The sequence below is a fragment of the Rhodoferax sp. LS1R11 genome, assembly GCF_056521395.1.
On the sequence record NZ_JBWMAW010000001.1, the window covers coordinates 472,312 to 495,553 of the forward strand.

Annotated in this window: 18 protein-coding genes; 12 read left to right on the plus strand and 6 right to left on the minus strand. The window is 58.3% G+C overall.

The features are described 5' to 3' along the window. The first annotated feature begins 130 nt into the window (after positions 1-130). Complete coding sequence (locus AC097N_RS02270; RefSeq protein WP_479579196.1) at positions 131-1,966, plus strand: EAL domain-containing protein; 1,836 nt, start codon at positions 131-133, stop codon at positions 1,964-1,966. Here the strand turns inward: AC097N_RS02270 and ppx are convergent. Next, positions 1,953-3,452 carry an exopolyphosphatase gene (gene ppx, locus AC097N_RS02275; protein ID WP_479579197.1) on the minus strand — a complete coding sequence of 500 codons (1,500 nt, stop codon included), beginning with the start codon at positions 3,450-3,452 and terminating at the stop codon, positions 1,953-1,955. The genes AC097N_RS02270 and ppx overlap by 14 nt on opposite strands. Positions 3,453-3,532: 80 nt before the next feature. Next, entirely contained in the window at positions 3,533-4,450 is a 918-nt protein-coding gene (ppk2, locus tag AC097N_RS02280; RefSeq protein WP_479579098.1) for a polyphosphate kinase 2, read from the minus strand. A 205-nt stretch (positions 4,451-4,655) separates the two neighbouring features. Here ppk2 and pstS point away from each other — a divergent pair, with 205 nt between their 5' ends. The 7 genes from pstS (at position 4,656) to phoR (ending at position 11,318) form a co-directional block, all read left to right on the plus strand. After that, positions 4,656-5,699 carry a phosphate ABC transporter substrate-binding protein PstS gene (pstS, locus tag AC097N_RS02285; RefSeq protein ID WP_479579099.1) on the plus strand — a complete coding sequence of 348 codons (1,044 nt, stop codon included), beginning with the start codon at positions 4,656-4,658 and terminating at the stop codon, positions 5,697-5,699. 67 nt (positions 5,700-5,766) lie between these two features. Then, positions 5,767-6,771 (plus strand): phosphate ABC transporter permease subunit PstC, encoded by a 1,005-nt coding sequence (gene pstC, locus AC097N_RS02290; RefSeq protein ID WP_479579198.1) that lies wholly within the window; start codon positions 5,767-5,769, stop codon positions 6,769-6,771. Then, positions 6,768-7,652: a phosphate ABC transporter permease PstA gene (gene pstA / locus AC097N_RS02295; RefSeq protein ID WP_479579100.1), complete on the plus strand. Its 885-nt coding sequence runs from the start codon at positions 6,768-6,770 to the stop codon at positions 7,650-7,652. Before pstC ends, pstA begins: the two co-directional genes overlap by 4 nt. Positions 7,653-7,688: 36 nt before the next feature. Further along, complete coding sequence (gene pstB / locus AC097N_RS02300; protein ID WP_479579101.1) at positions 7,689-8,468, plus strand: phosphate ABC transporter ATP-binding protein PstB; 780 nt, start codon at positions 7,689-7,691, stop codon at positions 8,466-8,468. Between the two features lie 10 nt (positions 8,469-8,478). Further along, a complete protein-coding gene (gene phoU, locus AC097N_RS02305; protein ID WP_479579102.1) occupies positions 8,479-9,180 on the plus strand; it encodes a phosphate signaling complex protein PhoU in 702 nt (233 codons plus the stop codon). After that, positions 9,177-9,899: a phosphate regulon transcriptional regulator PhoB gene (phoB, locus tag AC097N_RS02310; RefSeq protein WP_479579103.1), complete on the plus strand. Its 723-nt coding sequence runs from the start codon at positions 9,177-9,179 to the stop codon at positions 9,897-9,899. The genes phoU and phoB overlap by 4 nt, the downstream gene beginning before the upstream one ends. 48 nt (positions 9,900-9,947) lie before the next feature. Continuing rightward, entirely contained in the window at positions 9,948-11,318 is a 1,371-nt protein-coding gene (phoR, locus tag AC097N_RS02315; protein ID WP_479579104.1) for a phosphate regulon sensor histidine kinase PhoR, read from the plus strand. A gap of 12 nt (positions 11,319-11,330) precedes the next feature. On the opposite strand, the gene AC097N_RS02320 is transcribed toward phoR, so the two are convergent. The 4 genes from AC097N_RS02320 to trxA all read right to left on the minus strand — a co-directional run bounded on the left by AC097N_RS02320 (position 11,331) and on the right by trxA (position 15,391). Further along, positions 11,331-13,046, minus strand: coding sequence for a hypothetical protein (locus tag AC097N_RS02320; protein WP_479579105.1), 1,716 nt, complete (start codon positions 13,044-13,046; stop codon positions 11,331-11,333). A gap of 126 nt (positions 13,047-13,172) precedes the next feature. Continuing rightward, entirely contained in the window at positions 13,173-13,454 is a 282-nt protein-coding gene (locus tag AC097N_RS02325) for a type B 50S ribosomal protein L31 (protein WP_479579106.1), read from the minus strand. 99 nt (positions 13,455-13,553) lie between these two features. Beyond that, positions 13,554-14,819 (minus strand): transcription termination factor Rho, encoded by a 1,266-nt coding sequence (rho, locus tag AC097N_RS02330; protein ID WP_479579107.1) that lies wholly within the window; start codon positions 14,817-14,819, stop codon positions 13,554-13,556. Between the two features lie 239 nt (positions 14,820-15,058). Continuing rightward, on the minus strand, positions 15,059-15,391 hold the full coding sequence (gene trxA / locus AC097N_RS02335) for a thioredoxin TrxA (protein ID WP_479579108.1): 333 nt from the start codon (positions 15,389-15,391) through the stop codon (positions 15,059-15,061). An 86-nt stretch (positions 15,392-15,477) separates the two neighbouring features. On the opposite strand from trxA, the gene AC097N_RS02340 reads away from it, so the two are divergent. The 4 genes from AC097N_RS02340 (at position 15,478) to AC097N_RS02355 (ending at position 23,239) form a co-directional block, all read left to right on the plus strand. Next, complete coding sequence (locus tag AC097N_RS02340) at positions 15,478-18,021, plus strand: PD-(D/E)XK nuclease family protein (protein WP_479579109.1); 2,544 nt, start codon at positions 15,478-15,480, stop codon at positions 18,019-18,021. Positions 18,022-18,034: 13 nt separating this feature from the next. Continuing rightward, positions 18,035-21,370 carry a UvrD-helicase domain-containing protein gene (locus AC097N_RS02345; protein ID WP_479579110.1) on the plus strand — a complete coding sequence of 1,112 codons (3,336 nt, stop codon included), beginning with the start codon at positions 18,035-18,037 and terminating at the stop codon, positions 21,368-21,370. Between the two features lie 17 nt (positions 21,371-21,387). Beyond that, positions 21,388-22,641 (plus strand): TIGR03862 family flavoprotein, encoded by a 1,254-nt coding sequence (locus tag AC097N_RS02350; RefSeq protein ID WP_479579111.1) that lies wholly within the window; start codon positions 21,388-21,390, stop codon positions 22,639-22,641. Between the two features lie 70 nt (positions 22,642-22,711). Continuing rightward, a complete protein-coding gene (locus AC097N_RS02355) occupies positions 22,712-23,239 on the plus strand; it encodes a superoxide dismutase family protein (RefSeq protein WP_479579112.1) in 528 nt (175 codons plus the stop codon). Positions 23,240-23,242: the final 3 nt, after the last annotated feature.

Genomic DNA, 23,242 nt, shown 5'->3' on the forward strand with positions numbered 1-23,242 from the left:
GCTTTTCATTCAAATGTCACGAAGCGTCATTAAACTAAAAAAATAATTATCAGTACGTTGGAAATTAATGAACGATGTTCGGTTGGCCACTTTTGCGGCACTTCCATTGACTGAGTTGCGTCCCGATATGATGGACGATGGTCAAGATGAAAGTGTGAGGGGAGTGCCACTTGCTATGAGGTCTGCGGCCGTTCTACGTGGGCGGGGCCCGCTGGCCGGACTGATTCGCAAGAACAGCCTCAACTCTGTCTTTCAACCCATCGTCTCCCTGCGTGACGGATCCATTTTTTCTCACGAAGCGTTGATCAGGGGACCACAAGACACCTTGTTTCAAACGCCCGATGTCCTGCTCGCTGCGGCGGCACTCGAAGTCTTAAATCTTGAGTTTGAGAGCTTTTGCGTGATGGTGGCGCTGAAGCGTTGGGGCGCCCTTCGTGAGTCCGGGCGACTTTTCGTCAACATCAGTGCTGAGGTGCTGGTGCAGGTGATGAAGCGCTGTGGACGCGATGTACTTTTGGGGCTCATGAACGGCTATGGTGTTGGCCCACGCATGCTGGTACTGGAGATTACGGAGTACGAGCGTGTCACCGACATGGACTGCTTGGCTACTGTGGTAGCCGACATCCGATCAGCTGGCGTGTCGCTCGCGCTGGATGACTTTGGTGATGGTCGGTCGAGTTTGCGGCTTTGGTCACAATTGAAACCCGAGTTTGTGAAAATCGACAAGTACTTCACAAAAGACCTGAGCCAGCATGCGGATAAATTAAAGACAATTCAGGCAATTCAACAGATCGCTGTCATCTTTGGCACCAGTCTTGTGGCAGAGGGAATCGAGGCAGAAGATGATTTGCGGGTGTTGCGCGATCTTGGCATTGAGTACGGGCAAGGCTATTTTCTAGGGCGACCAGCGCTGCTGCCGCGAGAACATATTGAGCCGGACGCTTTAGAGGTGATGCGGGATCCCCGGGTGTCGGTGTTTCCTGAGCTGCGCAGAGCATCCAATGCCGGATTTCTCAGCCGCATTGCTGTCATGGATGCTCCCACCGTGGGCGAGGTGACCACCAACGATGAACTGGCGGCACTGTTTCTGTCCCACGCCAATCTTCATGCTATCGCTGTCGTTGACTCCTATCGTCCGGTTGGCATCATTAACCGCGCCCGGTTTATGGACGAGTACAGCAAGCTCTATTACCGTGAAGTATGGGGTCGCAAGTCGTGCATGGCCCATGCCAACCGTGAGCCCCGTCTGATAGAGCGGGATCATAACGTTGATGAATTGGTTGGTATTCTTACCTCTGATGATCAGCGCTACTTGGTTGACGGCTTCATCGTGACCGAAAATGGGCGTTACGAAGGCCTTGGGACTGGCGAGCAACTTGTACGGTCGGTTACTGAAACCCGTATCGAGGCGGCGCGGCACGCCAATCCCTTGACGTTTCTCCCTGGCAATATTCCCATTAGTCAACATATCGACCGGCTTTTAAAAAGCGGTGTTGCTTTTGTTGCTTGCTACGCCGACCTGAACAACTTCAAACCGTTCAATGACCAATATGGTTATTGGCGCGGAGACGAAATGATTCGTCTGGTGGCCGGACTGGCCTTGACGCACTGTGACCCACAACGTGACTTTGTGGGGCATGTCGGCGGAGATGACTTCATCATTCTTTATCAGAGCGCTGACTGGCAGCAGAAGTGTGAAGAAATTGTGGCTGAGTTTGCGGCACGCGCTGTAGACCTTTTTGACGAGTCGGCCCGTGCTGCAGGTGGCATTCAAGCTGAGGATCGCTACGGAGTGCCCCGATTTTTCCCTCTGACCACCATATCAATCGGCGCGGTTCGAATTCAGTGCGGTGAATTGACCAGCGCAGAACAGGTTGCGTCAGCTGCAGCGCGCGTGAAGCACGAGGCCAAGACGCAAGGCGCGGGCTTGCTGGCCAGGAGTGCGGCCGAACTTAGTATTCGTTGAGGTTCAGTGACCAAGGCGTTTTCTGCCAAGCTAAGGATTCTTCGCGCAGGAGATGAGCTGACTGTGGATATGTTTGAGCCCAACCGGCCCGGTAGTCCAGTGCAAAGCTGTTTCCTTTTGCACTATCACGGGTCAAAATCAATCCATTCAAATCAGGGTCGCGGCGTGCATGGCAAAAGATCACGGCAAGGCGCAAGGCCAATAACTGTTGGATGAAGGCTTCGTCTTCAAAGTCAACTTCCAGCTTGCGCAATTTACCCCGGTGCCCTAGGACCAAAAGACTTAAGCGGTGCAGTTCAGATTGTGCGAAGCCCATGGCATCAGCATTGTCCAGAATGTAGGCGCCGTGTTTGTGGTAGTCGCTGTGCGATATCTGGCTGCCAATTTCGTGTAACTGAGCTGCCCAATTCAGTTTGCGGCCCAGGCGATCATTCGTTGTATCTCGAGTCACGCTCGCAAGCTGGTCAAACATGTGAAGGGCTACTTTGCCTACCCGCAGTCCATGGGCAGGATCGGCCCCGAACTTCGCAGCTAGCCGCTGAACCGAGGTGGAACGAACGTCACTCTGGTCCGTGGCACTGCCCATCAAATCAAACAGCAGTCCGTGGCGCAAGCCTCCTGACGCCTGTTTCATTTGATCAATCTGTAATAAATCAAAGATGGCTCGTAATATGCTTAAGCCGCCACCAATGATGGCGCGCCGATCATCTTTCATACCTGGCAGGCGAATGCGGTCGGCGCTTTGTGCGCTGATGAGCTTGTCCTGCAGCCAGTCCAGGCCCGTCCGGCTCACGTATCCACTCGGCCAGCCTGAGGCGGCCAGTACGTCACCCACTGCGCCCACGGTTCCGGCTGACCCGTAGGCTACGTCCCAGGTGTCGCGTCGGTAGGCGTTCAGTACTTCGTCAAGGACGGCTTTGGCAGCAATTTCTGCCATTTGAAAGGCGTGTTTGGTAAATAAGTTGTCTGGAAAATACCGTGTTGACCAGGCAATACTGCCCACCCGGTACGACTCCATGAGTTTTGGCTCAAAGCCCTGGCCCAAAATGAGTTCAGTCGAACGTCCACCAATATCAATGACGAGCCGCCGCTCGTTGCTTTGGGGCAGTGCCTGGGCAACACCTTGGTAGATTAGTCGCGCTTCTTCACGGCCTGAAATCACGTCGATGGGGAAGCCCAGCACTTCGTTGGCCCGGGCAAGAAACTCGTCACGGTTTCGGGCCTCACGCAGGGTTTGGGTTGCCACGGCGCGCACTTCATTGCAGTTGAATCCGGCCAAGCGTTCGCCAAAACGTGCCAGGCAGTCCCAGCCTCGCTGCATGGCTTCATCGGTTAGGTTGCGTTCGTCGTCCAGGCCATTACCCTGACGGACCGTTTCTTTCAAATATTCAGTCCGGTAAAACTGACCATGTTCAATACGGCCAATTTCAAGCCGAAAACTGTTCGATCCCAAATCCACGGCCGCCAGGCGAGTTCCATTTTGCATTGCTGATATTTCTCTGTGTTTCATTGTCCAGCATAGCATTGGGGTGCTTGCACACTTTGCCGTTTGCAGGGTAAGGTGGCTCAATAGACGTCGGGGACCATGATTTCGTGGGAGACAGGCTGACGAATGTAGTCGTCATGGCGCTCCCGTAGAGGCAACACAATCGCCGGATGTTCGATTTCACCATGCGGTATTTGTCCCAGCAGGTGATGGATGCAATTGAGGCGGGCTCTTTTCTTGTCATCGGCCTGCACGACCCACCATGGCGCGTCTGTCGTGTGAGTGCGCTCAAGCATGACTTCTTTGGCCTTTGTGTATTCCTCCCACCTACGCCGCGACTCCAGGTCCATTGGGCTGAGCTTCCATTGTTTCAAAGGATCGTGAATTCGCCCCAGAAATCGCAGGTGCTGCTCTTCGTCTGAGATTGAAAACCAATATTTGATGAGTTGAATGCCTGAACGGACAAGCATTTTCTCGAATTCCGGGACTGATCTGAAGAATTCTTCGTACTGTTCATCGGTGCAAAAGCCCATGACCCGTTCGACACCTGCACGGTTGTACCAACTGCGGTCAAAAAGAACAATCTCGCCAGCGCCCGGCAAGTGCGAAACATAGCGTTGAAAGTACCATTGAGTTCGCTCCCGGTCGTTCGGCGCGGGAAGCGCCGCCACCCGGCACACGCGTGGGTTGAGCCGCTGGGTAATCCGTTTGATCACGCCGCCTTTGCCCGCTGCGTCGCGTCCCTCAAACAAAATGACCACTTTGTGCCCTGTTTTGACGACCCAGTCTTGCAGTTTGACCAACTCGGCCTGCATGCGAAACAACTCACGAAAGTACTGGCGACGGTTCTCCTTGTACTGTTCCGAAGATGTGTCCAGGGTGCTGTCAGCGAGTTCATCGAGGTTGCGGTCCTCAAGCTCCAGCTCAAACTCTTCGTCGTAACTGTCAGCCAAGTCGTGGCGAATGCGCTGGACGAGATCTTCTTGATTCGAATTCACTACTGACTCCTGAAAACTACGTAGAGCTTTTTAGCATAAGTAAATTTTGTGACATTATTGTGACGAAAATTGCAAGATTGAGGGTGTAGCTGGTCAGATCACAATATGCAGCCAATTTCAAATATGTCACATCACTGTCACATAAAGTTCTTATATTCAAGCAGTCGCCGAAAGTCATCTTTCAATCAATATCAAAGGTATAACGATGAAAACCAGTTTTAAAATTGCCATGGTCAGCTTGGCTGGCATTGCGTCACTGACTTATGTCAGCCTTGCTGCTGCCCAGGAAATAACCGGCGCTGGCGCCACATTTCCTGCGCCGCTGTACTCGAAGTGGGCTGCAGATTACAACAAGGCTACCGGCGTCAAGGTAAATTACCAGTCGGTTGGCTCTGGTGCAGGCATTAAGCAGATTGATTCCAAAACCGTTGATTTTGGTGCTTCGGACATGCCGCAAACAGACGAGGTGCTCAAGTTCAAAGGGCAGGTGCAATTCCCCACGGCCATTGGCGGCGTGGTTCCTGTCATCAACATCAAAGGCATCAACCCTGGGCAGCTCAAGTTGAATGGTCAGGTTTTGGGTGATATTTATCTCGGCAAAATTACCAAGTGGAATGATGCGGCCCTTAAAGCCCTGAATCCGACCTTGACATTGCCAGATGCCGACATTGCTCAGGTCCGTCGTGCTGATGGCTCGGGAACGACCTTTATCTTCACCAATTACTTGAGCAAGGTGAATGCCGAATGGAAGTCCAAAGTGGGCGAGGGTACGGCGGTGAACTGGCCGGCCGGTGCTGGCGGCAAGGGTAATGAGGGTGTTGCGGCTTTTGTGACCCGTTTGCCCAACTCTATTGGTTACGTGGAATACTCCTACGTCATTCAAAACAAAATGACCTATGCCTTGATGCAAAACTCGACTGGCGCGTTTGTAACGCCCAACGATGTGGCATTCAAAGCTGCTGCTGCTGGCGCTGACTGGAATAAGAGTTTCTATCAAATCCTGACCAATCAGCCTGGCAAGGATGCGTGGCCTATCTCCGGTGCCACGTTCATCATGATGCACAAGCTGCAGGATAAGCCCGCAAACGCGACCGAGACACTGAAGTTCTTCTCTTGGGCCTACCAAAACGGCGACAAAGTTGCTGACAGCCTTGACTATGTGCCAATGCCAAAAACTGTCATTGCCACCATCGAAAAAGCTTGGGGTGAGATCAAGGATGCATCGGGTAAACCGGTTGCCTTCAAGTAACAAGCCTATGCCTTTCGTGCCGTTTAACTAGGAGTAATACGTGTCATCTACACTTCCGGCAAGCGAAATGCCCTTTAACGAGTCTGCTAGAACTTACGGACGTGTCATGACGAATCCTCCTCCAGCTAAGGCGGCCCGATCGGGTCCCATGGCGGACCGCATTTTTGGCTGGGTGGCCAAGGGTGCGGCCCTTTTTACTTTGGCTATGCTAATCGCCATTTTGTTGTCTTTGACCATCAGTGCTTGGCCAGCCATTAGTAAATATGGTCTCGGCTTCCTCACCAATACAACCTGGGACCCTGTTAAGGAGGAGTTCGGCGGGCTGGTCATGATCTACGGTACCTTGATGACTTCGGTTATCGCGCTGTTGATTGCGGTGCCTGTCAGCTTCGGTATTGCCCTCTTTCTCACCGAGTTGGCGCCGGCCTGGTTGAAGCGTCCCTTGGGTACCGCCATAGAACTGCTGGCGGCCATCCCTTCCATTGTCTATGGCATGTGGGGGTTGTTGGTTTTTGGTCCGCTGTTGGCTACTTATGTTCAGCAGCCCTTGCAGGCTGTCTTCAAGGGTGTTCCTTACATTGGGGCATTCTTTTCTGGTCCGCCTGTGGGGATCGGTATTTTGTCTGCAGGCATCATTTTGGCGATCATGATCATTCCGTTCATTGCCGCTGTGATGCGTGATGTGTTCGAGGTGACGCCAACCTTGCTCAAGGAATCTGCCTACGGTCTTGGTGCGACGACCTGGGAGGTCGTCTCTACTGTGGTGTTGCCCTACACCAAAGCCGGTGTGATCGGCGGCATCATGTTGGGCCTAGGTCGAGCTATCGGCGAGACCATGGCTGTCACATTTGTCATTGGTAACTTCAACCAGTTGGACTCCTTAAGTCTGTTTCAGGCGGCCAACAGTATCACTTCGGCGCTGGCCAACGAGTTTGCCGAGGCTGGCGAAGGTTTGCACCAGGCGTCGTTGATGTATCTGGGGCTTGTGCTGTTTTTCATCACCTTTGTGGTGCTGACCCTGTCGAAAATATTGCTTTCCCAGCTTAAAAAGAACGAAGGAGCGAAGTCATGACAACTGGTGACTCCCTTTTACAAGCCGCCGCGCTGGATTTGACACGTCAGGCCCGTTATGCAAAGCGTAAGTTTGTCAATCGCGTTGCGTTGACGTTGTCCCTCATGGCCATGGCCTTTGGCCTGTTTTGGCTGTTCTGGATTTTGTTCGAGACGGTTCGGCTGGGTTTCGAGGGGCTGACTCTCGACACCTTGACGCAGATGACGCCCCCCCCGAACGACGCCGGTGGGCTGGCCAATGCGATTTATGGTTCGTTTTTGATGGTGCTGCTTGCCACTTTTGTCGGAACCCCAATTGGGGTGATGGCTGGTATTTATCTGGCCGAATTTGACACCAAAGGCTGGCTTGCATCGGTGACTCGTTTTGTCAATGACATCTTGTTGTCAGCACCATCGATCGTTATCGGACTCTTTGTGTATGCCGTCATCGTGACGCGTTTCAAATCGTTCTCGGGCTATGCGGGTGTGATGGCACTCGCTTTGATTGTCATTCCTGTAGTGATTCGCACCACTGAAAACATGCTTCAATTGGTGCCGCCAGGCTTGCGCGAAGCCGCCTACGCGTTAGGAGCTCCGAAGTGGAAGGTCATTTTGAGCATCACGTTGCGATCGGCTCGATCGGGTGTCGTCACGGGCATTCTGTTGGCGGTAGCCCGTATTGCTGGCGAAACGGCGCCTTTGCTTTTCACCGCGTTGAGCAATCAGTTCTGGACCTCAAGTCTCAGTGAACCCATGGCAAGTTTGCCAGTCACGATTTTCAAGTTTGCCATGAGTCCTTATGAGAATTGGCAAAAGTTGGCGTGGGCTGGGGTTTTGCTGATCACGGTTGCGGTGTTGGGTCTGAATATTCTTGCCCGGGTATTGACCCGGACAAAGAACTGATCCTGTCGCTGATCAAAATTCGAGAAAAGGATAAACATGACTACCGCTATTGCTACGAATGAGAAGACCAAGATTTCCGTCAAGGATCTGAATTTTTATTACGGAAAATTTCATGCACTCAAGGGCATCAATCTGGAAATTCCCGAGAACAAGGTGACTGCCTTTATCGGGCCTTCGGGTTGTGGAAAATCCACTCTTTTGCGGATTTTCAATCGCATGTTTGAGTTATATCCGGAACAACGAGCGGAAGGACAGGTGTTGCTGGATGGCGAAAATTTGTTGACCAGTAAAAAAGACGTTGCATTGCTCCGGGCCAAAGTTGGCATGGTCTTTCAGAAGCCCACCCCGTTTCCCATGTCGATTTTTGACAATATTGCGTTTGGCGTCAAATTGTTCGAGTCGCTCAACACGACCGACATGGAAGAGCGTGTGGAATGGGCCTTGCGCAAGGCGGCCTTGTGGACCGAGGTGAAAGATAAGTTGAACCAGAGCGGCTCCAGTCTATCCGGCGGTCAGCAGCAGCGGCTATGTATTGCACGTGGTATCGCTATCAAACCCGAAGTGTTGCTGCTCGACGAACCATGTTCGGCGCTTGACCCGATCTCCACCGCTAAGGTGGAAGAGTTGATCACCGAGCTCAAGACCGACTACACCGTCGTCATCGTGACTCACAACATGCAGCAGGCAGCCCGTTGCAGTGACTACACCGCCTACATGTACCTGGGCGACTTGATGGAGTTTGGCTCGACAGAGCAGATGTTCTTCAAGCCTTCGCGTAAAGAAACAGAAGACTACATAACTGGCCGATTCGGCTAAGGGAGCAGACATGCCTGATAAACATCTTTCCACGCAGTTCGACAGCGAACTTAGCGCCGTTTCCACCCGGGTCATGGAGCTCGGTGGACTGGTTGAATCGCAGATTCGCCAGGCCATCTATGCCCTGTCCCAATTCAGTGTGGATGTGGCCAATCAGGTCACGGCAACCGAGGCGCGGGTCAATGCGATGGAGGTTGACATTGATCGTGAACTCTCCAGCATCATTGCCCGTCGACAGCCCACCGCTCGTGATTTGCGCTTGCTCATTGCCATTTCCAAGACAACGGCCAATCTCGAGCGGGTTGGTGACGAAGCCGAGAAGATTGCCCGCATGGTGCGGTCCATCATCAACAGTGGTGCACCACGCTCGTTGCCTTCTTTGGAGCTTCGCGTCGCGTCTGACCTGGCCTCCGGCTTGCTGCGCAAGGCTCTGGATGCTTTTGCCCGCCTGGATACCGCTGCAGCAGTGTCGATCCTGAAGGAGGACGATCTGATTGACAAAGAGTTTGATGGCTTTGTTCGCAAGCTCATCACCTACATGATGGAAGATCCACGCATGATCTCGCCTAGCCTGGACTTGCTGTTCCTTGCGAAGGCCATCGAACGCATTGGGGACCATGCCAAAAATATCGCGGAGTTCATCATTTATGTGGTCAAGGGGGCGGATATCCGTCATACCTCGATGGAGCAGATTGAATCGGTGTTGAAATGAGAAACCAGCCTGGCGTTCTGATTGTTGAAGACGAGCCGGCGATCGCCGAGTTGATAGCCGTCAATCTGCGCCACAACGGATTTCGCCCGACGTGGGCCATGGATAGCGTGTCTGCGCAAACCGAGCTTGATGCGGTGTTGCCCGATGTGATCTTGCTGGACTGGATGCTGCCCGGTGAGAGTGGCTTGGTGCTGGCCAAGCGCTGGCGTGCTGCGGCCCGGACCAAAGGGGTCCCCATCATCATGCTGACAGCCCGTGGCGACGAGATGGACCGTGTGGCTGGGCTGGATGCCGGAGCTGATGACTACATTGCCAAGCCCTTTTCCACCAAAGAGCTCCTGGCCCGCATTCGCGCGGTTCTGCGTCGTCGTGCACCTGAACAATCGGGGGGGGTGATATCAGCGGGCGCACTGTCACTGGACTCGTCAACCTACCGGGTTTTTTTCAATGACCAGATGCTCAAACTTGGGCCAACCGAATTCAAGTTGCTTCAATACTTCATGAAGCATGCTGAGCGGGTTCATAGCCGTTCACAATTGCTGGACAAGGTCTGGGGGGATCATGTTTTCATTGAAGAACGAACCGTGGACGTTCATGTCAAGCGCCTGAGGGAAGCTCTGGGTGTTCAAGCTGGCGCCATGATTGAAACCGTCCGCGGTGCAGGTTATCGTCTGACTGCTCAAAACGCACAGCCTGCTGCTTCGCAAGTCAGCGCCTGACCTACTAGAGAGACATGTTCGCTGGCATCAGGCAGCGACGATCTGAGCATGATCTGGCGACTTTTAACTTTTTTTGTCTTTCAATTGGCCGGATGTTTTGCCGGTTGGTATCTGGCGCCCGCACTTAAAGTGGGCATGGACCCGCGGGTGGACGTGGTCTCCGGGGTGTTGCTGGGCGGATTGTTGTGGGTTTTGGTGGACGTTTACCGGGGCACGCGCCTTTTGGGCTGGTTACGGGTGGGTGACGTCTCGGATGTCGCCATGAACGCGGGACTCTGGGGTGAGGTGTCTGACCGCGTGCGGCGCCTGGTTCGCGCCAGGGAGTTGACCATTCGTGAAAGTCAGAATCGTCTGCAGGAGTTCCTGGCAGCCCTCCAGGCATCGCCTAATGGCGTTCTGCTGCTCGACTCCGAAGGCCGCATTGAGTGGTTTAACCAGATGGCCGCGTCGCATTTTGGCCTGGATGCCCAGCGGGATATGCTCCAGCATTTGGGCAACTTGGTGCGCGACCCCGGATTTGCGGCCTATTTCGCGGGACATGATTTCCAGGCGGATCTGGTCATGCCGGGCAGGCAAAGCACGCCCGGCAGACCCGTCACGCTGTCGGTTCATCTACATCCTTATGGGGACGGGCGCCTCTTGCTTTTGTCACGGGATGTGACCGCGCTTGAACAAGCCGAGGCCATGCGCCGCGATTTTGTTGCGAATGTTTCCCATGAAATCCGTACGCCTTTGACCGTGCTGGGCGGATTTGTGGAGACCTTGCAGACGCTGCCTTTGAGCGATGATGAGCGTGAACGCTACCTCGCCCTGATGGCCCAGCAAGCCGAACGCATGCAGACGCTGGTCAGTGATTTGCTCACGCTGTCGCGTCTTGAGGGGAGTCCGCCGCCCGGCGCCTTGGACTGGGTTGCAGTGCCTTTTCTCATGCGACAGCTGGAGCAGGATGGACGCGCCCTGTCAGCTGTCCTGAGTCCAGCATCCGACCGCTCCCACAAACTGATTTTTGGCTCTTTCCTGGAGGGCGAGCTTGCTGGTTCAACCAACGAGCTTCTCAGTGCCATGAGCAATCTGATCAGCAATGCCATCAGGTACACACCTTCCGGTGGAGAAATTCACGTGCGCACCTTGATGTTGCCAGACGGCCGTGCCGAGTTTTCGGTGTCTGATACCGGCCCTGGCATTGCGCCTGAGCATCTGCCCCGCCTCACGGAGCGGTTTTACCGGGTTGACCGCAGCCGTTCACGAGACACTGGCGGGACCGGGTTAGGGCTGGCGATTGTCAAGCATGTTGCTCAGCGCCATGATGCAGAGTTGAAGATTGAAAGTGCGCCTGGCAAGGGGTCAGTTTTCAAGATCATTTTCCCTGCCAGCCGTACCAAGCATCGCCCTGACCGGGCGGATGCTCAACTCCTGTAGATATCCTGCGGTTTACTGTGCCGGTTTGCCGGTGCGTTGATAGATGAGAACGTCTTCGTCGTGATCGGCAGGGTGCCGCATCGAACTATGCGCAGTCCACGGTGATAGGTCCATCACTTGTGGCAGTAGTTTCACCGAATCCCTGTCTACGATCATCCAGGCGCAGCCGGGTTGCGCGCCCGCAGGCTTGATGGTCAGATTGCCGTGAAATGCGAAGGCTGCGATCTGGCCGCGACTCAGTCCATATGCTTCCACGCAGAGGGGTTGACGTTGCATGATGATCATGGTGCGCCGTACCAGCGGTGCATAGCTGCGGGCGAAATCCAGCAGCGGTAACCACAGGGTCATGAGCAAAAGCCAGCACAGCGCAGCGCCGCCAGCAGGCAGCACCAGGCTTTTCCAGATGGCCGCCCTGTGTCGGCCAACACGCCATTTGACCAACCAAGCCCAAGCCAGTGTTGCGCAGGTAGCTATTAAAAAAGGAGCAAAAGAGAAACTGTGTTCAAACTCGGGCGCCAGACGGGCAACATTGGCGGCGGGCTGCCGGGGTATTCCGGTTTGCATCGAGATCCAGACGACCCAAATGGTCAGCGCGCAGCTCGAGAAAAACAGCAGCGTGAACCAGTCAATCAACGCGGCAAAACTGCGCTCCAAAGTGGGCAAGGCAAAGGCGGCCAAGGTAGCCAAAGCCGGCAGCGCCAGCAGCAACGACCGGTCGGCCGAGCCCGTGGTCAAAGTAGCCGCCACGGCGACGCTGGCAAACCACATGGGCAGGGCCAAGTGACGGCTGGTAGCGCCGCCCTGTATCAGTTGCCGGCGCCAGCGCCAGACGGTCCAAAGCGCCAGAGGCCAAGCGGGCCATGTGAACCAGAGAAACAGCCGCCCTAGGCTGCGCCACTCGGCCCAGGTGGCTTGTGGCAATTCAATACGCCAGCGCCACAGATTCAGGGTGCTCGCCAGCATGGTGATCAGGAGCGTCAGCAGCGCAATACCCCCGGCCCAATACACCTTGTGACGGGCGTTGGCATCGTCGGGCGACTTGACCAGCAAATGAATCACGGCACTGCCCGCGCCGAACAGCACTGCCAGGGTCGGTGCTCCGGACAAAGCTAGTCCGGTCAAGCCCAGCACACCGGCAATGGTGGGGAATATGGTGCGGTAGGGCAATGCGGCCAGCGCATAGAAGGTCAAGGCCGTGAAGCACAGTTGTGCCAGTGCCGGTGTTGTTTCATGGGAGAGTTGGGCCAATCCCAAACAGGCGATGAATGCCAGCAAGCCGCCATCTGCCATGGCCCGTGCATAGTCGGGCGGCAGGGCTTCCCCGCCAAAAGCAAATGCCACGGGTTGTGCCTCGGGACTGCGTGCCAGGTAATAGGTGCCGTACCAAGTGGCCAACAGTGTGACGGTCATCAGCAGGATAAACGGCAGGCGTGCAGCCAGGTCCGGCGTGATCCAGCCGGGTGTCATCTTCATGGCCCACGCCCCAAGCCAGTAGGGAAGCAAGGCGTCCACCTCGGGCGACAGGCCCAGCAATTGGGGTGAAAACCAAGACGTGTTGCCTTTCGCCAACTCTGCCATGTAACCAAAGGCCGTGATGTCGGCACTTTTCCAGGGCCCCCGGCCCAGGAACCCAGGCAAAACGTAGGCAATACAAAACAGGAACAGTGCCACACGTGGCAAGCGGTGCACGGCGCCTTGGGCAACGATGGCTGGAGTAGGGTGGTTCACGCGTCGGAACTGAAAACAGAGGAATGTATCAAGGTGGAAGTAAGGCTGGCAATGCTAAACCGTATTGGAATTGAAAAAGGCAGCGCGGTCACCCGGGCTGCCTTTTTGCAAGAAGCAATTGCCAGTTTATTCGGCTGCTGGTACTGCTGCGTCTGCGGCTTTGGTTTTGCCGAAACGGTTGCGGAAGCGCTCAACGCGACCACCCATGTTGTCCACGGATTTCTGAGTGCCCGTGTAGAAGGGGTGTGACTCGCTGGTGGTATCCAGTTTGTACAGCGGCAGTTCGCGGCCGTCTTCCATCTTGACCATCTCTTTGGCGTTAGCGCAAGAGCGGGTCACGAATTTGAAACCATTGGACATGTCCTGGAAACAAACTTCGCGGTAATTGGGGTGAATGCCTTTTTTCATATCTTCTCCATCAGTTGCGCTAGCCGCGTCGGGCCCTCGCACAAACCATTGTGCAATTCAAAGCCGGGCGTACTTGTCGCGAAAACCCTAGATTATAGCCTAGCCACCCCGACGCATCATGTCGAAGAACTCGCTGTTGGTTTTGGTCGCCCGCATTTGCTTGAGCACCATCTCCATGGACTCGATTTCATCCATGTTGTAAAGAAACTGGCGCAGGATGCGGGTTTTTTGCAAAATTTCCGGGGCCAACAACAACTCTTCACGACGGGTGCCGCTGCGATTGAGCTGGATAGACGGGAAGACGCGTTTTTCATACAAGCGGCGGTCCAGGTGAATTTCGCTGTTGCCTGTGCCCTTGAATTCTTCAAAGATCACCTCGTCCATGCGGCTGCCGGTATCGACCAGCGCGGTCGCGATGATCGTGAGCGAGCCGCCTTCTTCCACGTTGCGTGCCGCACCGAGGAAGCGCTTGGGGCGTTGCAGGGCGTTGGAGTCCACACCGCCGGTCAAGACCTTGCCGGAAGATGGCACCACGTTGTTGTAGGCACGGGCCAGGCGGGTGATGGAGTCCAGCAGGATCACCACGTCTTTTTTCAGTTCGACCAAGCGCTTGGCGCGTTCGATCACCATCTCGGCCACGTGCACGTGGCGGGCGGCGGGTTCGTCAAAAGTAGAGGCAATCACCTCGCCCTTGACGGTACGCTGCATCTCGGTCACTTCTTCGGGGCGCTCGTCGACCAGCAGCACCATCATGTGGCTGTCGGGGTAGTTGGCCGAGATTGCGTGGGCGATGTGCTGCATCATCACCGTTTTGCCGCTCTTGGGCGGTGCGACCAGCAAGGCGCGCTGGCCTTTGCCGATGGGCGCAATGATGTCGATCACGCGGCCGGTGATGTTTTCTTCTGACTTGTTGTTGTCGCGTTCCAGGCGCATTTGCACGTTGGGGAACAGCGGCGTCAAGTTCTCGAACATCACCTTGTGCTTGTTCTCTTCCGGCCCGCCACCGTTCACTTTGTCCAGCTTGTTGAGGGCAAAGTAACGTTCACCGTCTTTGGGTGTGCGTACTTCGCCTTCAATCATGTCGCCGGTATGCAGGTTGAACCGGCGCACCTGGCTGGGGCTGATGTAGATGTCGTCTGTTGACGCGGTGTAGCTGGTGTCGGGGCTGCGCAGGAAGCCAAAACCGTCGGGCAAAATTTCCAGCACGCCATCGGCAATGATCTGCTCACCAGTGCGGGCGCGTTTCTTGATGATGGCGAACATCAGCTCCTGCTTGCGCATGCGGCCGGTGTTTTCAATTTCAAGCTCTTCAGCTTGTTTGAGGACTTCCGACACGTGCAGTGCCTTGAGTTCGTTTAAGTGCATGGAATGACCCAGAAGGGAGTTGAACGAAATGCGGGGGGAGGTTGGGGTGAGGGGGATTGGTGTCCACCACCTCAAGGTTTAAAACCTGAAACTCGAACTGGCTCGGGGTGGGAGCCAGCGATTGGGGAAGATTATGACAGGAAATTTTGAGGGGATATGACGCCGGGCTGATCCGGCTTGCACCCAGGACGCAGCAAGGCGGCCTGGGCACCGGGTTAAACCCGGTGGTGCGCTGTAGATCAGGCCAGTTGCTGGTCGATAAAAGCGGTCATTTGAGCCTTGCTCATGGCGCCCACTTTGGTGGCAGCCAGTTGGCCATCTTTGAACAGCATGAGGGTAGGAATGCCACGGATGCCGAATTTGGCGGGGATGTCGCGGTTCTCGTCCACATTCATCTTGGCGACTTGCAGTTTGCCTTCAAACGCGGTGGACACTTCATCCAGAATCGGGGCGATCATCTTGCAAGGACCGCACCATTCGGCCCAGTAGTCGACCAGCACGGGCAAAGTGGATTGCAGCACATCGGTTTCGAAGGACGCGTCGGATACATGTTTGATGAGTTCGCTGGCCATGGGGGTTTCCTAAATGGGGGATCGGTACAGGTAAAGTGGGGAAATTGTGACAGAAACCAAGCCCCCCTACCGATTGCCCGCTCCCTATGGCTGAAATAGTAAAAAAACATCATGCCGATTGGGCGTGGGACCATGCCATGGCGCAGGTCGGTGCCGAGATGGCGCGTCGACAGGTTCATCCTTCCCGAACGGTGGTGCTGGTGCCCTATGCCCAGCTGATGCAGGAGGCCCGTCGCGCCTGGCTTCGTGTCCAGGCGGGCGCGCAAGAGCCCGTGTCGGGACCGGCCCAGATGCCAGCGCAGTTTTTGCCCCGCTTCGAGACCACCATGAACTGGACCCGGAGTCTGGGTGGTTTTGAGGCCGGTGGTGATGATTTGCGGCTGGATGCGGCCCGTGATGTGCTGACCGCTGACTCCCTGCTGGCGCGTGCTGGCCTGGAGGCGCATCAGCGCGTGCTGGGTGGGCGGCTCATGGAGGCGGCCTGGAGCCTGGCCCGTGTGGCCGCCGCCGTGCCGCCGCAAGACCGTGCCACCTGGGGCGCCAACCTGGGTGACACGCTGGCGACCGGCATGGAGTCCCCCGTGCTGGCAATGGAAGTGGCCACAGGCCGCCTCGCGCTGGCGTGGGCGGCCAACTCCAGTTACCCGTCTGATCCGGTTTTTTCCGCTTCGCCCGACTTGCTGGTGGTGATTGAGGGCTTTCAGTCCGAACCGCTGGCGCTGGCCTTGCAGCACAAGCTGGGGGATCGCGTGATCACGATGGCGCTGAATGTTGACGGTGAACGCAGCGATGACGCCGGCAACCTGGCCCTGCACGCTGCAACCGATGCCGAAGACGAGGCGCATTGCGCTGCGGCCTGCGTGCTGGCGCATCTGGCGGCCGGTCGCTCGCCGGTGGCACTGGTGGCGCAAGACCGGGTGCTGACCCGCCGTGTGCGGTCCATGCTGGGCGAGCGCGGCGTGGCTGTGCGCGACGAGACCGGCTGGAAGCTCTCCACCACACGCGCCGCTGCGTCGCTGATCAGCCTGCTGCGGGCGCAGGTATGGGACGCTTCGTCTGATGCGGTACTGGACTGGCTCAAGAATGCCCCGGCGTTTGCCCCCGTACAGGTCACGCAATCCGAGACCCGATGGCGCAAGCTGGGCATCCGTGACTGGCGCGCGGTACCGGCAGATGATGCCGTGGTGCCGCTGGTCAAGGCACTGCGCGACCCGCTGCAAGCAGCGCGGCCCCTGATGCGCTGGCTGGCTGACTTGCGCGCCACCCTGCAAAGCGCTGGCCAGTGGCCCTCTCTAGAAAAAGATCCCGCCGGTCAGGCCGTGCTGGACGTGCTGCGCCTGCGCGACGGCGCCGAAGCGGAGTTTGCGGACGTGAACGTGCGCATGAGCCAGAGTGAGTTCTCCTCGTGGGTCGGCCAGACGCTGGAGGGCGCCAGTTTTCTCCCGAAACACCCCACGCAAACTACGCAAGGGCAGGTGGTGATTCTGCCGTTGAGCCAGCTGCTGGGCCGGCCGCTGGCCGCCGTGGTGTTGCCCGGCTGTGACGAGGTTCGCCTGCCCGTGTCGCCCGAGCCCCCTGGCATGTGGACGCCTGACCAGCGTCTTCTGCTGGGTTTGCCGTCACGCGAGCAACTGGCCGAGGCCAACCGGGCCGCGTGGCGCTACGCGCTGCAGTTTCCTCATGTGGATTTGTTGTGGCGCCAGAGCGAGGGCGGTGAACATTTGATGGCCAGTGGTTTTGTGCAGGAGTTGCAGCTTCAGCACGCGCCTGAGCAGGTGGCCGACCCCAGCGTTCTGCGTACGGTGACCCCGCAGCCCGGCGCCATGCCGGCGCCGCGGGGTGATGCGCTGCCGCTGACCCAGTTGTCCAGCACCGCCTATGAAGACCTGCGGCGTTGCCCCTACCGGTTTTTTGCCCTGCGCCAGCTCAAGTTGCAGGAGGCGGATGAGTTGGAATCTGAATTGGGCAAGCGGGATTTTGGCAATTGGCTGCACTTGGTTCTCAAACTATTTCATGAGGCATTTAATCCGGCTGTAGCCCATGATGTACCTGGGCGAGTAGCTATGATTAATATAGCGTCCGAGTTGGCCACGCAGGAGCTGGGTTTGTCCCAAAGCGAGTTCCTGCCCTTCGCTGCCGCGTGGCCGCGGGTGCGTGATGGCTACCTGCAATGGCTGACCGGTCACGAGGCCAGCGGCGCCACCTTCGGCGAGGCCGAAGCCTGGAAGGAAACACCGCTGGGCCGCCTGACGCTGGTCGGCAAGCTCGACCGCATTGACCGCCAGGCCGACGGCAGCGCGCTGGTGATGGACTACAAAACCGAGGCACCGGGCCTGACCGCCCAGCGCATCAAGGCCTCGCTGGAAGACACGCAGTTGCCGTTTTACGCGGCGCTCATCACCGACGACACGCTGGCGGCGGCTTACATCAATGTGGGTGAAAAAGACGCCACCAAGAGTTATGGGCAACCGGACATCGTGAGCCTGCGCGACCACTTGATGGAAGGCATTGCCACGGACATGGCGCGCATTGCGGCTGGCGAACCGATGCCGGCCCTGGGGGAAGGCAAAGCCTGCGACTTTTGCGCTGCACGCGGCCTGTGCCGCAAAGATTTCTGGGAATTGGGATAAGGGATAACAAGACATGCAGAGTTCACAACCCCAAGCCGCCTACGAACACAACGGCCACCTGGTCAGCGCCGAAGCCTTTTACAAAATAGCCTGCGACCCCCGGCGCAGCGTGGCGGTGGAAGCCTGCGCCGGCGCCGGCAAGACCTGGATGCTGGTCTCCCGCATCCTGCGCGCGCTGCTCGATGGCGTGGACTCGACGACCGGGCAACTGCGCGTGCAACCGCACGAGATTCTGGCCATCACCTTCACCAAGAAGGCCGCCAGCGAGATGCGCGAGCGGCTTTACAACTGGCTGGAAGAATTTTCCGGCGCTTCGACTGAAAAGCTGCTCCAAGAACTGCGCGACCGCGGTGTTTTTATTCCAGAAGGCCTGCAGCCCGCGTCCGTTCTGCCGGAGCAGCTATCAAATTTATACCAGAGCATTCTCTCCAACGGGCGGCAAGTGCAGGTGCGCACTTTTCACAGCTGGTTCGCCGCCTTGCTGCGCAGTGCGCCGCTGGCCATCCTGCAGCACATGGAGTTGCCCGCCAACTACGACTTGCTGGAAGATGACTCGCAACCCAAGGCGCTGGTGTGGCGGCGGTTTTATGCCGCGCTGGTGGCCGACGGGGACGTGAACGCAGCCCTCAAGGCCGACTTTGAAGCCGTGGTGTTTGAGCACGGCCGCTCGCAGACCGAAAAAGCCCTGCAGACCGCGCTGGACAAGCGCACCGAGTTCGCCCTGGCCGACGCGCAGGGCGTGGTGGATGAATCGGTGCAGCACTTTTGCGACCAGTTCCCCGACTTTGCGTGGCTGGAGTCGCCGGACGACTACCTGCGTGCGAACCCGCTGCGCTGGCAAACGTTGCTGGACGCCGCCAAGGCCCTGGGCGGCGCCAGCGCCAAGACCTTTGCCGCCAAAGGCGTGGAGCTTGAAATGGCCTTGACGGCGGGTGACATCACGGCCGCGTTTGACGCCTTGCTGACCGCCACCGGCACGCCGCGCAAGTTTGGCGAGAAGATTGCCGGTATCGAACGGGTGCGCGATGCGCAAGACCTGGTGCTGCGCGTCGTGTCGGCGCGCCTGCAACACGCGGCGTGGACCTACCAGCAACGCATGGCGCGGCTCAGCCGGGTGCTGATTCAGGAGTTTTCCGCCCTCAAACGCGAGCGCGGCTGGGTCGACATGAATGACGTCGAGCGCGCCGCCCTGGTGATGCTGGGCGACCCCGTGCTTTCGGGCTGGGTACAGGAGCGGCTGGATGCACGCATCAAGCACCTGCTGATTGACGAGTTTCAGGACACCAACCCGCTGCAGTGGCAGGCCCTCAAGTCGTGGCTCAGCGGCTACGCGGGCGCGGGCGGCACGGCGCCCAGCGTGTTTCTGGTGGGCGACCCCAAACAAAGTATTTACCGCTTTCGGCGTGCCGAGCCGCAGGTCTTCAAGGCCGCCAAGGCCTTTGTGCGCGACGGACTGGGAGGCGACCTGCTGAGTTGCGACCACACCCGGCGCAACGCCACCGGTGTGATCGCAACCGTGAACGCCGCCATGGGCGAGGCCGCGCAGGCCGATGGTTACGACGGTTTTCGTGTGCACACCACCAGTTCGGAGAAGGCTGGCGCGGTCTACAAGCTGCCGCCCATCCCCCGTTCGGCTCGTCCTTCGGGCGCACCCGGGAGCGACGTGTGGCGCGACAGCCTGACCCAGCCCCGTGAAGTGCCCGAAGAAACCCTGCGCACGCTGGAGGCGCGCCAGGCCGCGCAGTGGATTGCGGCGCAACTGGCTCACCCCGACCCCGCTTTGCCAAAGCTGAAACCGGCCAATGTCATGGTGCTGTCGCGCAAACGCGCCGGTCTCATGCCCCTGCGTGACGAGTTGCGCAAGCGGCACATTGCCGCCCAGATTGGCGAAAAAACCGACCTGATCGACTGCTGCGAAGTGCAGGACGTGGTGGCTTTGCTTGACGTGCTGGTGTCCCCGCAGCACGACCTGTCCCTGGCGCGCGTGCTCAAGTCGCCCTTCTTCGGATTGGCGGACGAAGCTCTGGTGCAACTCGCGCTGGCGCAGCGTGAAACCAAAGCGCCGTGGTTTGAGTTGCTACAAAAAAAAGAGCTGCTTACGCCCGATGGACGGGCGGTAGCGGCCTGTTTGATCCGATGGAAAGGCTGGCTGGACCAGTTGCCGCCGCACGATGCCCTGCAGGCCATTTATTTTGATGGCGACGTGCTGGCGCGTTTTGCCGCCGCCGCACCGGCCAACCAGCGCGACGCCGTGCTGGCCAATTTGAGCGCCTTGCTCAATGTGGCGCTGCAAATGGATGGCGGGCGTTTTGTCACGCCGTATGCGTTGGTGCGCGCCCTCAAAGCCGGTGGGGTGCTGGCCCCGGCGGCGGTCAACCCGCACGCGGTGCGCCTGCTCACCATTCACGGTGCCAAGGGACTGGAGGCCGAGCTGGTGCTGCTGCTCGACACCGACACCCCCGAGCGCAGCGCCGACACCATGGGCGTGCTGGTGGACTGGCCGGGTGAAGACGCCTGGCCCAAAAAGTTTGTCTTTCTGGCCAGCGAGAGCAACCCGCCCGCCTGCGCCCTGCCCACGCTGGACGCCGAGCGCGTGGAGCGCCAGCGCGAGGAACTCAATGCCCTGTACGTCGCTCTCACGCGGGCCCGGCACACGCTGGTGTTCTCCAGCATTGAGCCCTTCAGGGCGGCTGAGCGCAGTTGGTGGCAACGCCTTGCCAGCCTGGCCACGGACGTTGTCCCTGCGACCAACGCTGAACCCGTGGCCGCCACCGGCGTCCCTGAACAAAAGGTGTTTTATATGAAAGAACTGCCCGCAGCCCCCGTCGAATCAGCGCAGTCCGCTATAAAAATTGAAGCGACCGCCGAGCCGGATTCGACCGCAAATGACGTAGACTCCACCGCTGCCCGCGTGGGCAAGGCCATGCACCGTTTGCTGGAATGGGGCGATGCCTCGGCGGGCAATGTCAGTGCCGCGGCGCGCGAATTTGAACTCACGCCTGAGCAGGGTTCCACTGCCGCGGCCATGGCCGTGCGCATTCTGCAGGGCGAGGGTGCCTGGGTGTGGGATAACGCGGTGCTGAGCTGGCAGGGCAACGAGGTGGAGCTGATGTACCAGGGCGAGCTGGTGCGGCTGGACCGCCTGGTACAACGCCAGGATACTGATCATGCGGGCCACTGGTGGGTGCTGGATTTCAAGTCGGCCCAGGCGCCGCAAAACCAGCCAGAGTTGGTAGCGCAATTGCGCGACTACCGCGCCGCTGTGCAGGCCATTTACCCGGGCGAGTTCGTCCGGTGTGCTTTTCTGACACCTCAGGGCGCCTTGATCGAAGTGCTGGATGAGGTTTAACAATGAATAGAGATGTGATGAAAAAAGTGATTGTGGTTGGGGGTGGTCCCGCCGGTTTGATGGCGGCGGATGTGTTGTCTGCCGCAGGCGTGGAGGTGCATTTGTTTGATGCCATGCCCTCGGTGGGGCGCAAGTTTTTGCTGGCCGGCAAGGGCGGGCTGAACCTGACGCATTCGGAACCAGCGGACATTTTTTCGTCGCGTTACGGCGCCCGGCGCCAGCAGATCGAGGCTTTGCTGCAAAGCTTTGACGGCACGCAGGTACGAGCCTGGGCGCAAGAGCTGGGTGTGGACACTTTTGTCGGCACGTCCGGGCGTGTGTTCCCGGCCAGCATGAAGGCTGCGCCCCTGCTGCGTGCTTGGCTGCACCGCTTGCGCCACCCCGCTGCGGGGCCCGCCGTCCAATTTCACATGCGCCACCGCTGGACCGGCTGGGGCCCTGACAGCGCGCAGGGCAACCAGCTCAACTTCGACACGCCCCATGGCCCGGTGCAAGTGCTGGCCGACGCCGTGGTGCTGGCCCTGGGGGGCGGCAGCTGGGCGCGCCTGGGCTCCAACGGCGCCTGGGTGCCGTGGCTGCAGGCGCGGGGCGTGGCAGTGGCGCCGCTGCTGCCCAGCAACTGCGGGTTTGATGCCAAAGGCGGTTGGAGCGAACATTTCAGCAGCCGCTTTGCGGGCCAGCCCTTCAAGTCGGTGGCGATCAACGTCACCACCTCACAGGGCGTCAGTTTCCAGCGCAAGGGCGAGTTTGTGGCCACGGCCACTGGCCTGGAAGGCAGTCTGATTTATGCCGCCTCCAGCCTGCTGCGCGACGACATCATCCAGACCGGGCAGGTCACGTTGCAGCTCGATTTGTTGCCCGACATGTCGGCCGAGAAAGTGCTGGCCGAGGTGCGCCACCCGCGCGGCTCGCGCTCGCTCTCCAGCCACCTTAAAAGCCGCCTGCACATTGAAGGCATCAAGGCCGCCATCCTGCATGAGCTGCTGACCAAAGAGCAGATGAACGACCCGCTCCAACTGGCTGCCGCCATCAAGGCCCTGCCCATCACCCTGGTGGCCGCGCGCCCCCTGGACGAGGCCATCAGCACCGCCGGTGGCGTGCTGTTTGAAGCGGTTGACCCGCACCTGATGCTGGAGCAATTGCCCGGCGTGTTTTGCGCTGGCGAGATGCTGGACTGGGAAGCGCCCACGGGCGGCTATTTGCTGACCGCCTGCTTTGCCAGCGGACGGGCGGCGGGGCAGGGGGCGTTGGCTTACCTGAGCGCCAAATAGGGTGGCAGGCCAGTTCCCAAATCATGCAAATTGGCTCATACTGAAAGTTGCATGATGAAAGGACTTGACCATGAAATCCCTCTTTTTAAAGCACGCGACTTTGGGTGCACTGTCGCTTACCCTGGTGGCGTGCGGCAGCATGGGCCCGCATGGCCCCAGCGCGAGCAGCCGTCTGGAGGCGCGCAGCGGCTCCAGCGTGGCAGGCAACGTGAGGCTGGTTCAGCACGGTGAACACATGATGGTGAGGGTCGACCTCTCTGGTTTGACGCCGGGCCAGACCCATGGTTTTCATATTCATGACAAAGGCGACTGCTCGGCGCCAGACGGCATGAGCGCGGCGGGCCACTTCAACCCCGCCAGCAAGCCGCATGGTCCGCCAGATGCGGATCATCATGGCGGCGATATGCCCGCGCTGTTGGCTGATGCGAACGGCAAGGCCCTGGCACGTTTTCACCTGACGGGGATCACGCTGGACGACGGACCCACCAGTGTCGTGGGTCGGGCCATCATCGTGCACAAGGATCCAGATGACTACAAGACGCAGCCCACGGGGAACTCTGGCGCCAGGCTGGCCTGCGGCATCATTGTCAAAGACTAGCTG